The sequence below is a fragment of the Massilia sp. Leaf139 genome, from assembly GCF_001424165.1.
Classification (GTDB): Bacteria; Pseudomonadota; Gammaproteobacteria; order Burkholderiales; family Burkholderiaceae_D; genus Telluria.
This window is the reverse complement of record NZ_LMOJ01000001.1, coordinates 1,278,303-1,288,327: the sequence shown is the minus strand read 5'-3', so window position 1 is coordinate 1,288,327 and position 10,025 is coordinate 1,278,303. Positions and strand designations below refer to the sequence as shown.

13 protein-coding genes are annotated in these 10,025 nt (G+C 65.1%); 11 read left to right on the top strand and 2 right to left on the bottom strand.

The genetic code is table 11. The features are described from left to right. Nucleotides 1-93 precede the first annotated feature (93 nt). From mltG to lpxO, 11 genes are all read left to right on the top strand, one after another. The gene (mltG, locus tag ASF77_RS05745; RefSeq protein ID WP_200934126.1) at nucleotides 94-1,095 is read left to right on the top strand and encodes an endolytic transglycosylase MltG; all 1,002 of its coding nucleotides are present in this window, start codon (nucleotides 94-96) and stop codon (nucleotides 1,093-1,095) included. Further along, a complete protein-coding gene (gene tmk / locus ASF77_RS05740; RefSeq protein ID WP_056335690.1) occupies nucleotides 1,092-1,718 on the top strand; it encodes a dTMP kinase in 627 nt (208 codons plus the stop codon). Before mltG ends, tmk begins: the two co-directional genes overlap by 4 nt. A gap of 13 nt (nucleotides 1,719-1,731) precedes the next feature. Next, nucleotides 1,732-2,757 (top strand): DNA polymerase III subunit delta', encoded by a 1,026-nt coding sequence (locus tag ASF77_RS05735; protein ID WP_056335687.1) that lies wholly within the window; start codon nucleotides 1,732-1,734, stop codon nucleotides 2,755-2,757. A gap of 10 nt (nucleotides 2,758-2,767) precedes the next feature. Next, complete coding sequence (locus ASF77_RS05730) at nucleotides 2,768-3,145, top strand: PilZ domain-containing protein (protein WP_056336456.1); 378 nt, start codon at nucleotides 2,768-2,770, stop codon at nucleotides 3,143-3,145. A 15-nt stretch (nucleotides 3,146-3,160) separates the two neighbouring features. Beyond that, nucleotides 3,161-3,682, top strand: a complete 522-nt coding sequence (locus tag ASF77_RS05725; RefSeq protein WP_056335683.1) for a GNAT family N-acetyltransferase — start codon at nucleotides 3,161-3,163, stop codon at nucleotides 3,680-3,682. 194 nt (nucleotides 3,683-3,876) lie between these two features. Continuing rightward, nucleotides 3,877-4,659: a TatD family hydrolase gene (locus ASF77_RS05720; protein WP_056335681.1), complete on the top strand. Its 783-nt coding sequence runs from the start codon at nucleotides 3,877-3,879 to the stop codon at nucleotides 4,657-4,659. A 1-nt stretch (nucleotide 4,660) separates the two neighbouring features. Next, nucleotides 4,661-5,338 carry an ankyrin repeat domain-containing protein gene (locus tag ASF77_RS05715; protein WP_056335677.1) on the top strand — a complete coding sequence of 226 codons (678 nt, stop codon included), beginning with the start codon at nucleotides 4,661-4,663 and terminating at the stop codon, nucleotides 5,336-5,338. A 202-nt stretch (nucleotides 5,339-5,540) separates the two neighbouring features. Next, entirely contained in the window at nucleotides 5,541-6,473 is a 933-nt protein-coding gene (locus tag ASF77_RS05710; protein WP_056335674.1) for a methyltransferase domain-containing protein, read from the top strand. Nucleotides 6,474-6,617: 144 nt separating this feature from the next. Further along, entirely contained in the window at nucleotides 6,618-6,818 is a 201-nt protein-coding gene (locus tag ASF77_RS05705; RefSeq protein ID WP_056335672.1) for a hypothetical protein, read from the top strand. 122 nt (nucleotides 6,819-6,940) lie between these two features. Beyond that, nucleotides 6,941-7,165, top strand: a complete 225-nt coding sequence (locus tag ASF77_RS05700; protein WP_056335670.1) for a DUF6139 family protein — start codon at nucleotides 6,941-6,943, stop codon at nucleotides 7,163-7,165. Between the two features lie 178 nt (nucleotides 7,166-7,343). Beyond that, on the top strand, nucleotides 7,344-8,243 hold the full coding sequence (lpxO, locus tag ASF77_RS05695; protein ID WP_056335667.1) for a lipid A hydroxylase LpxO: 900 nt from the start codon (nucleotides 7,344-7,346) through the stop codon (nucleotides 8,241-8,243). A 34-nt stretch (nucleotides 8,244-8,277) separates the two neighbouring features. Here the strand turns inward: lpxO and ASF77_RS05690 are convergent, their stop codons facing one another. After that, the gene (locus ASF77_RS05690; RefSeq protein WP_056335663.1) at nucleotides 8,278-8,715 is read right to left on the bottom strand and encodes a universal stress protein; all 438 of its coding nucleotides are present in this window, start codon (nucleotides 8,713-8,715) and stop codon (nucleotides 8,278-8,280) included. A 123-nt stretch (nucleotides 8,716-8,838) separates the two neighbouring features. Then, the gene (locus ASF77_RS05685) at nucleotides 8,839-9,909 is read right to left on the bottom strand and encodes an AI-2E family transporter (RefSeq protein WP_229445246.1); all 1,071 of its coding nucleotides are present in this window, start codon (nucleotides 9,907-9,909) and stop codon (nucleotides 8,839-8,841) included. Nucleotides 9,910-10,025 lie beyond the last annotated feature (116 nt).

Sequence of the window (10,025 nt, the reverse complement as noted above, 5' to 3'; positions counted from 1 at the left end):
ATCATTACGGCCTCATTATAGAGTTGTCGAGCAATTCGCGCCGGAGACGGCAAAACGAGGCGCCGTACATATGCAAAAGACTGACGAAAACAAATGGCATTCATAAAAAAAACACTCGTCGCCGGCGTCATCGTATCCATCGTGGCGGTCGGCGGTTTCTCGTGGTGGTCGAAGGGGCCGCTGACCACGGATGGCGCGCCCATCGAATTCACGATCACCCCGGGCAGCGGCGTCGGCGCGGCCGCCCAGCAGATGGTCAAGGCCGGCGTGCCCGTCAATCCGACCCTGTTCCAGATCCTGGCGCGCGTCACCGGCGATGCGGCCCGCATCAAGGCCGGCAGCTATGAACTGAAACCCGGCACCTCGCCACGGCGCCTGCTGACCCAGCTCGTGCGCGGCGAATACGCGCAGGAAGCGGTCACCATCATCGAGGGCTGGACCTTCCGCCAGATGCGCGAGGCGATCGCCGCCACCAAGACCCTGCGCCACGAAACGGCCAAGCTGAGCGACGCCGAGCTGATGGCCAAGATCTCGAGCGAATACAAGCACCCTGAAGGCCTGTTCTTCCCGGACACCTATCTGTTCGCCAAGGGCGCGAGCGACCTGCAGATCTACAAGCAGGCGCACCAGATGCTGCTCGACCGCCTGAAGGCGGCCTGGGAAAAGCGCGAACCGAACCTGCCGTACAAGACCCCGTACGAGGCGCTGATCATGGCCTCGATCGTGGAGAAGGAAACCGGGCAGAAGAGCGAACGCGCGATGATCGCCGGCGTGTTTGTGAACCGCCTGCGCACCGGCATGATGCTGCAGACCGATCCGAGCGTCATCTACGGCATGGGCGAACGCTACGAAGGCAAGATCGCGAAGAAGGATCTGACCACCGACACGCCCTATAACACCTATACCCGCTACGGCCTGCCGCCGACGCCGATCGCGCTGCCGGGCACCCAGTCGCTCGCCGCCGCACTGGCGCCGGCCAAGACGCCGGCCCTGTATTTCGTGTCGCGCAACGACGGCACCAGCCAGTTCTCGGACAACCTGAACGACCATAACCGCGCCGTGAACCAGTACCAGCGCGGGGCGAGCACGCCATGAGCGAAGCTGTGGAAATTCGCGGCAAGTTCATCTCCTTCGAAGGCATCGACGGGGCCGGCAAGTCCACCCACATCGGTTTCGTGAAGGATTTCCTCGAGTCGCGCGGCAAGACCGTCGTGTCCTCGCGCGAACCGGGCGGCACGCCGCTCGGCGAGAAGCTGCGCGATCTGCTGCTGCACGAGAAAATGCACCTGGAAACCGAAGCGCTGCTGATGTTCGCCAGCCGCCGCGAGCACATGGCGCAGGTGATCGAGCCGGCGCTGGATACCGGCTCCTGGGTGCTGTCGGATCGCTTCACCGACGCCAGCTTCGCCTACCAGAGCGGCGGACGCGGCCTGGATCGCGTGAAGATGGAAGCGCTCGAGGCCTGGGTGCACCCGCACTTGCAGCCCGACCTGACCCTGTTGTTCGACGTGCCGCTGGAAGTGGCGCGCGAGCGGCTCGACGCCACCCGCACGCTCGATAAATTCGAACGCGAGCAGGGCGAGTTCTTTGCCCGCTGCCGTGCCGAATACCTGCGCCGCGCGAACCAGTATCCGTCGCGTTTCGCCGTGATCGATTCGACGCGCAGCATCGCCGAGACGCAGGGCACCATCGGCGCGGCGCTGGAGAGACTGTTGTGACGCGAGTATTAAAATGATCTACCCCTGGCAGCAAACCGCCTGGACGCAGCTCCAGGCGATGCGCGAGCGCATGCCGCACGCGATCCTGTTCCACGGCCCGGCCGGCATCGGCAAGGCCGACTTCATCGAAGCCTTCGCCCAGGCCCTGCTGTGCGAGAACGTCCAGCCGGGTGGCCAGGCCTGCGGCGCCTGCGCTTCCTGCGGCTGGTTCGTCCAGCACAACCACCCCGACTATCGCCGGGTGCGTCCGGAAGCGCTGGAAGACGAGCCGGCGGGCGAGGGCGAGGAAGGCGGCGAGGACAAGAAGGCGAAAGCCAGCAAGGCGCCCTCGAAAGAGATCAAGATCGAGCAGATCCGCGCCCTGGCCGACTTCATGAACATCTCGACCCACCGCCAGGGCTTGCGCGTGGTGGTGCTGTATCCGGCCGAGGCGCTGAATATGCCGTCCTCGAATGCGCTCCTGAAGACGCTGGAAGAGCCGCCGCCGGGCACCGTTTTTTTGCTCGCCTCGAACAGCCTGGATCGCCTGCTGCCCACCATCCTGTCGCGCTGCCGCAAGTTCGGGCTGCCGATGCCGGATCACGCCGCCGCGCTGGCCTGGCTGCAGGCGGAGGGCGTGAACGACGCCGACAGCTGGCTGCGCGAGGAGGGCGGCGCGCCATTGGCGGCGCTCGACAAGGCCCAGGGCGGCAGCCGCGAGGAACTCGATACCCTGCTCGGTTTCCTGGCCCGGCCCAACGTCGAATCGGCGCTGCGCCAGGCCGACAAGCTGAGCAAGACGCCGCTCTCGTCGCTGGTCTCCTGGCAGCAGCGCTGGCTCTACGACCTCCTGTCGAGCAAGCTGGCAGGCACGGTGCGCTACTATCCGCGCTACCAGAAGGAACTTGCAGCCTTGGCCGGCAACGTGCACACTGCGAACCTGTTACGTGCAATCAAGTCCACGAACGAACGGCGCGCGGTGGCGGATCATCCCTTGTCCGCCAAGCTCTTCGTCGAGGACATGCTGCTGGACTATGCGGCCTGCTGCGGCGCCGCTTGAAAGGATGGACATGACCGGCAATACCACCGACCCGAACGCTTCGCTGGTGCCGCGGCCGTCGGTACTGTCGCTGGCGATCAAGGAAAAAGCGGCCTTGTACGCGGCCTACATGCCTTTCCTGAAGAACGGCGGCATGTTCGTGCCCACCAACAAGCCGTATAAACTCGGCGACGAGGTCTACCTGATCCTGTCGCTGATGGACGACCCGAACAAATACCCGATCGCGGGCAAGGTCGCCTGGCTCACGCCGGCCGGCGCCAACAACAGCAAGGCGCAAGGCATCGGCGTGCACTTCCCGGCCGACGAGACTGGCCAGCGCGCCAAGGCCCGTATCGAAGAAATCCTGGGCGCGGCGCTGCGTTCCTCGCGCGCCACGCATACCCTGTAATCACCCTTCATCTCCATGCCGTCCTACGTACACCGCCTTGCCCGCCGCGATGATCTGCCCGTCATCGTCGACATCTACAATTCGACCATCGCCTCGCGCGAAGTCACCGCCGACACCGAACCGGTGAGCGTCGCTTCGCGCGAAGCCTGGTTCGCCGAACACACGCCCGAACGCCGGCCGCTGTGGGTGATCCACGATGTCAACGACGTGTCCGACGCGCCGGCCGTGATCGGCTGGATGTCCTACTCGAATTTCTACGGCCGCCCGGCGTACTCCGGCACGGCCGAGCTGTCGATCTATATCGACGAGGAATGGCGCGGCCGTGGGCTGGGACGCTACTGCCTGGAACAGGCGATCGCCTTCGCGCCGCGGATCAAGGTGCATACCCTGCTCGGATTTATCTTCGGACACAACGTGCCGAGCCTGGCGCTGTTCCGCAAGTTCGGGTTCGAGACCTGGGCGAATTTTCCGCGGGTGGCGAATCTGGATGGGATCGAGCGCGACCTGATTATCCTGGGCAAGCGCGTCGTCGATTGATCGGGCGGTGAACGCGTGGGCTCGGTGAGCCCACCCTACGAGTGATCGTTCTCGGACGCCGCGTCGTCGATTGATCGGGCGGTGAACGCGCGGGCATGCCCGCGGGTTTCGACAAATGAACCGCGTTGCCTACGGCTGTGGCCACGTATCCGCCCCGCGTGACGCGAGGTCGCCGCTCCCCGTACAATACCGGCATGTACATCGATTCCCACTGCCACATCAATTTCCCCGAGCTCGCGAGCCGGATGCCGGAGGTGCTCGCCAAGATGGCCGAGAACCGCGTCACCCACGCCCTGTGCGTGTCGGTCGACCTGCCCGACTTTCCCTCGGTGCTCGCCCTGGCCGAGCAATATCCCCACATTTATGCCTCGGTCGGCGTCCATCCCGACTATGAAGACACGCTGGAACCAACGGTTGCGCAGCTGGTCGAACTGGCTGAGCATCCGAAGATCGTCGCCATCGGCGAGACCGGCCTGGATTACTACCGCCTCGAAGGCGACCTCGAATGGCAGCGCGAGCGTTTTCGCACGCACATCCGCGCCTCGCGCGAGACCCGCAAACCGCTGATCATCCACACCCGCGCGGCCAGTGCGGATACGATCCGCATCATGCGCGAAGAGGGCGCGGGAACGCAGGACGGCGGCGTGGCCGGCGTGATGCATTGCTTTACCGAGTCGCTCGAAGTGGCCGAGGCGGCAATCGAGATGGGTTTCTATATTTCCTTCTCCGGCATCTTCACTTTCAAGAGCGCGAAAGACCTGCAGGCGGTGGCGCGGGCGGTGCCGCTCGATCGCATCCTGATCGAGACGGATTCGCCCTATCTGGCGCCGGTGCCTTTCCGCGGCAAGATGAACGAGCCGGGTTATGTCGCGCATGTGGCGGAATACATCGCCACTCTGAAGGAAGTGCCGCTGCGCGAGGTGGCCGACCGCACGACGGAGAATTTCTTCAACCTGTTCCAGCACGCAAAGGCCTGACATGGATCCACGGCGCCGCAGCAGTCTTCGCAGTCTCGTCTTCGCCTTCGGCCTGGTGGGCGGCATCGCTCACGCGGCGGCGCCGACGGCGCCCGATCCATCCCAGCTGACCACCTTCTTCCGCGCAGTGCAGATCGACGACGCGCGCACGGTCAAGGCGATGATCGGCACGGTGGTCAACGCCAACCAGATCAATCCGATCGGAGGCGAGCCCGGCATTGTGCAGGCCCTGCGCGAGGATGCGATGGCGGTGTTCCGGGTCTTCCTCGATCATCCGGGCACCAATCCGGAAACGCAGGCGGCCAACGGCAACACGGCACTGATGATGGCCGCCTTCAAACGCAACCGGCCGGCGGTGGAAGCCCTGCTGGCGCGCGGCGCGGCCGTCAACCGGCCGGGCTGGACGGCGCTGCATTACGCGGCGGCAGCCGGCGACGACGAGATCGTGCGACTGCTGCTCGCGCGCGGCGCGAAGGTCGATGCCGTCTCGCCCAAGGCCAGCGGCGGCTACACGCCGATGATGATGGCCGCGCGCGAAGGGCACGACGGCACCGCCCTGGTGCTGATCGCCCATGGCGCCGACCGCCTGCGCAAGAATACCGAGGGCCTCACCGCCGTTCAGCTGGCCGAGCGCGCCGGCAAGCCGCGCGTGGCCAGGGCGCTCGAACAGGGCGGCTGAACGTTCCGCACCGATGAGCGGCCGGCCCTTCCAGGCCGGTTTTTTTTCGCCCGGCTCCACGGAGTCCGACACGCGCGTCGCCCGAACTGGCGGGTAATCCCGTCTTTCCTCCCCTGATCGACAAGCGGCGGCGCAGCCGATAATCTCGGCACCGAATCAAATATTGCGATACAGAAACCTGTGCCGCTCACGGAGGAAATCCATGCTGAACGAACGCGAAATCGAAAGCTGCTATCTCGGCCAATTCATCCCGGTGCACTACCACCACAACATGCTGATGGATCAGAACCGGATGGGCGCCTTCCAGGCCGCCATCGCGCACGCGGTGCGTCCCGGCATGAAGGTGCTCGAACTGGGCGGCGGTACCGGCGTGCTGTCCTTCTTCGCGGCCCAGCAAGCCGATCAAGTGTATTGCGTCGAATTCAATCCGGATCTGGTGCAGGAGGCGCGCCGCTTCCTGGCGAAGAACCCGAACGGCCACAAGGTCGAGGTGATCCACGCCGATGCGTTCGACTATCTGCCGCCGGAACCGGTCGACGTCGTCATCTGCGAAATGATCCACGTCGCCATGCTGCGCGAGAAGCAGGTGGCCGTCATCGAAGCTTTCAAGCAGCGTTACCTCGCGCGTTTCGGCGGCCCGCTGCCCATCTTCATGCCGGAAGCGGTCGTGATGGCGGTGCAGCCGCTGCAGCAGGACTACAATTTCCACGGCTACCACGCGCCCATCGTGCAGTTCCAGGATACCGCCGTCGCTTATCCGGGCACGGTCGAGCTGGCCCAGCCGGCCGTCTACAGCGTGCTCGATTTTGCCGAACCCGTCGACAGCCTGATCGCCTGGCACGGCAGCTTCACCGTCGAGCAGGACGGTGAACTGAATGCCCTGCGCTTCGTGACCAAGAACGTACTCTCCATCGTGGAAGAGCGCGGCAGCACGATCGACTGGCTGAACCATTACATGACGCTGCCGCTGGCCAAGCCCCTGGACGTGGTGGCGGGCGACGTGGTCAACGTATCCTTCCAGTACCGCGCCGGCGCCTCGATTCCGAGCCTGCAAGCCGCGATCCGCGCCAGCATCGCCTTCGACGCGGTGGAAGCGCCACGCCCGGTGGCCGTGCGTACCGTCGAGTTCGCGTAAGAAGCTCCCCGTACCAGGCCGCCCGGCCTGGTTCGTCCCGCTATTTTGCAGCTTGGCCGCGCCAGCCTGCCATTCGTCGCATTCCACCCGCCTGCCTGCCGGCCGCGCCTTACACTCGCTTCACATCCTGACCTGGAGCGACCGATGTTCGGATTCCTGCTGTGGCTATTGCTTCTCTTCCTGTGCTGGCCGCTCGCCCTGCTGGCGCTGGTGCTGTATCCCGTCGTCTGGCTGATCCTGCTGCCGTTGCGGCTGCTGGGCATCGGCGTCAACGCCGTCTTCAGCCTGCTGCGCGCGGTGCTGATGCTGCCGGCGCGCGTGCTGGGCTTGTCGCCGGGGCGCTGAGAAGCCGGTGGCTCTGTCCGGCAGAGTGTGGGGCAATTAACAGACGCCCCGAACGGAACCGCCTACTGTGGAGCCGTACGCTTTCATCCGAAAGCGCGCTTTTTCACTGTAAGGAAACGATTATGCGCCTGGACATTTACCGCAGAGCCGAAAGCGACGGCAAGTTCTCCTACTTGGCCGTGCCGGAAGCCCGCAACATCCCCGAAGAAGCAACCAATACCGACTGGGAAGTGGAGGCCCGCGCCTTCGAGATCGACGACAATGCCGATCAGCTGCCCGACTACGAGATCGACAACCTGACAGGCCAGCTTGCCGAAAAGGGCTATGCGATGACGGCGCTCCACTAAAAGAGCGTACGCTTCATCCGCATTTGCGGCGGCGGACGCACGCCGGCGTGCAAGCGTCGGCATGCACGCAACGAGCGACGCCGTTTTCACCGGGCCTCCAACGGACGCCTGGTGGATATGCTATTCTTGCGCCCTTGTTTAAGTTGATGCTGGCCACGCAGGCCAGGCTGGGGGAAAGATGAAGTGGGCGCTGGTTGGTTTTTATATCCTCGCGGTTCTTCATATTCACTTCCGGGGCAAGGTGCGCTTGCCTTTCGGCCGCCAGCTGTTCGACCATTCGTCGTTCATGGCGCCCATCAATATCTTCATGCACCTGTTCTCGCGGGTGCCGAGCACGCCCTACATCCCTGTTCGTGATTTCGCCGAGCTGGCGCCCTTGCAGGCGAACTGGCAGATCATCCGCGCCGAAGCAGAAAACCTGATCGCGCTCAATAAGATCAAGGCGGCCGAACAGAACGACGACGCCGGCTTCAATTCCTTCTTCAAGACCGGCTGGAAGCGCTTCTACCTGAAGTGGTACGACGCCAGCCACCCGTCGGCGGCGCGCCTGTGTCCGCAGACCCATGCGCTGCTGCAGAAGATCCCGTCGGTGAAGGCGGCGATGTTTGCCGAACTGCCGCCGGGCGCCAAGCTCAACCCGCACCGCGACCCGTTCGCCGGATCGATGCGCTACCACCTGGGCCTGGCCACGCCGAACGACGACCGCTGCTTCATCGAAGTCGACGGCGAGCGTCATAGCTGGCGCGACGGCGAAGGCGTGATTTTCGACGAAACCTATATCCACTGGGCCATCAACGGCAGCGACAGCGACCGCATCATCCTGTTCTGCGACATCGAGCGCCCGATGCGCACGCGCTGGATGGCGGCCATCAACCGCTGGCTCGGCCGCACGATGATGACGGCGGCCAGCTCGCCCAACGAGACCGGCGACCAGACCGGCCTGGTGAGCAAGCTGTTCCGCATTTCGCATGTGATGGGCGGGTACCGGCGCCGTTATAAAGCCTGGAACGGCACGGCCTACAAGGTGACCAAGGTCGCGCTGATCGCGGGCCTGGCTGTCTTCATCTACTGGATTTAAATTCCGCGGCGAACCATCACCGGCCTGCTTGAGCTCAGCGGTAGACCAGCACCGGGATCGAACTGTGCACCAGCACCTTCTGCGTTTCGCTCCCCAGCAGCAGGCCACCCAGGCCGCGCCGGCCGTGCGAAGCCATCACGATCAGGTCGCAGCCACGGTCACGCGCCGTGCGCAGGATGGCTTCGTGCGGATCGTCGGCGCGCACCAGCACCGTGGCGCACTCGACGCCGGCGTCCCTTGCCGCGTCGCTCACGGCCGCCAGCCATTTGCCGGCGCGCGCCTCGCTGGCGGCCAGGTATTCGTCCTCGGTGCTTTCGATCATGTCGGCATTCGCCGTGAAGGTTTTATAGCCGGGCAGGGCGGTCATGCCGATCACCTGCGCGCCGGCCTCCTTGGCGAAGCTCACGCCCGCCAGCCCGGCGCGCGAAGACAGTTCGGATCCGTCGGTCGGTAACAGGATGCGCTTGAACATGGTGGCTCCTCCGTGGGACAGCGGCGCGTCTCTACGCCTGCGAAGCCAGTCTGACGCCCGCCCCGGATGCGCGGTTGATGCGGCTCAAACGCGCGCCGCCACCAATCCGACGGGCGGGCTGGCTCAATCCACGCGAACGATCGTCACCGCTGGCTGGTCGTCGGCGATGCTATCGGCGCCGCGCAGCCAGACGAACAGGACGGCCATGATGAAGGGGCCGACGAACAGGCCGATCACGCCCAGGGTAGACACGCCGCCGAGCAGGCCGAACAGCACGGCCAGGAAAGGCAGGTTCACCTTGTGGCCGATGAGTTTCGGGCGCACGAATTTATCGACCAGGAACAGCTCGACCGTTCCCCACAAGAACAAACCCAGCGCCGCCGCCGAATGTCCCTGGCCCAGCAGCAGCAGCGAGACCATGGTGAACGAGAGCGGCGCGCCGCCCGGAATCAGGGCCAGGTAGCCGGTGATCACGCCCAGCAGCACCGGCGCCGGCGCGCCTGCAATCGCGTAGGCGCTGCCGAGCACGATGCCTTCCAGGATCGCGATCGAGAACAGCCCGAGCGCAGTGCCGCGCACCGACAGCGGCAGCACCCGCCGCAGCATGCCGTAGTGCGCCGGCAGCAGGCGCATGCCGGTCTGGTCGACGTGGCGGATCACGGTCGGGCCGTGCAGGTAGAGCACGAACAGGGTCAGCAGCGTGAGGAACAGGTAAAGCGCATTGGCCAGGATGGTCGAGCCCCAGCTGCGCGCGGCACCGGTCAGGTGCGGCATGAAGTCGCCGACGGTGGTCTGGATCAGGGTATTGAGGCCGCCGGGCACGGCCAGGTGCTTTTCCCACCATTCCTGGGCCGAGGCGGCGATGACGGGCAGATCGGGGATCCAGCCCGGCACCGGCACGCCGCTGGCATTGAGCTCGCTGACAAGGCGGTGCACACCGGCGACTTCGCTGCCCAGGGTGTCGAGCAGGAGGATGGCGGGCCCGACGAAGCTGACGATCAGCACGCCCAGCAGCACGCTCGCGGACAGCGCACGCGGCCAGCCGCGCGCGAGCAAGCTCAGGTGCAGCGGCCAGGTGATAATCGCCAGCAGCGCAGCCCAGGCCAGCGAACCGAGGAAGTGCCGCAGCAGGAGCGCGAGGACGACGGCGAATGCGATCGGGAGAAGCAAACTGGAAAAGCGCATACCGGTCATGGCCAGATCCTGTACTGCGCCGTGGACAGCGAGGCTGCACGGCATGAAGAGAGATTCCCGCTGGAGGGAGGCGTCGGTAGTTTCACTGGGCTGGTTGTTTGCGGCAAAGGCTGGCC

Bases quoted from the DNA above. Each gene is read 5' to 3' on its own strand.
- mltG (WP_200934126.1), top strand. From the start codon at position 94: ATGGCATTCATAAAAAAAACACTCGTCGCCGGCGTCATCGTATCCATC.
- ASF77_RS05685 (WP_229445246.1), bottom strand. From the start codon at position 9,909: ATGACCGGTATGCGCTTTTCCAGTTTGCTTCTCCCGATCGCATTCGCC.
- tmk (WP_056335690.1), top strand. From the start codon at position 1,092: ATGAGCGAAGCTGTGGAAATTCGCGGCAAGTTCATCTCCTTCGAAGGC.
- ASF77_RS05710 (WP_056335674.1), top strand. From the start codon at position 5,541: ATGCTGAACGAACGCGAAATCGAAAGCTGCTATCTCGGCCAATTCATC.
- ASF77_RS05735 (WP_056335687.1), top strand. From the start codon at position 1,732: ATGATCTACCCCTGGCAGCAAACCGCCTGGACGCAGCTCCAGGCGATG.
- ASF77_RS05715 (WP_056335677.1), top strand. From the start codon at position 4,661: ATGGATCCACGGCGCCGCAGCAGTCTTCGCAGTCTCGTCTTCGCCTTC.
- lpxO (WP_056335667.1), top strand. From the start codon at position 7,344: ATGAAGTGGGCGCTGGTTGGTTTTTATATCCTCGCGGTTCTTCATATT.
- ASF77_RS05725 (WP_056335683.1), top strand. From the start codon at position 3,161: ATGCCGTCCTACGTACACCGCCTTGCCCGCCGCGATGATCTGCCCGTC.
- ASF77_RS05730 (WP_056336456.1), top strand. From the start codon at position 2,768: ATGACCGGCAATACCACCGACCCGAACGCTTCGCTGGTGCCGCGGCCG.
- ASF77_RS05720 (WP_056335681.1), top strand. From the start codon at position 3,877: ATGTACATCGATTCCCACTGCCACATCAATTTCCCCGAGCTCGCGAGC.
- ASF77_RS05690 (WP_056335663.1), bottom strand. From the start codon at position 8,715: ATGTTCAAGCGCATCCTGTTACCGACCGACGGATCCGAACTGTCTTCG.
- ASF77_RS05700 (WP_056335670.1), top strand. From the start codon at position 6,941: ATGCGCCTGGACATTTACCGCAGAGCCGAAAGCGACGGCAAGTTCTCC.
- ASF77_RS05705 (WP_056335672.1), top strand. From the start codon at position 6,618: ATGTTCGGATTCCTGCTGTGGCTATTGCTTCTCTTCCTGTGCTGGCCG.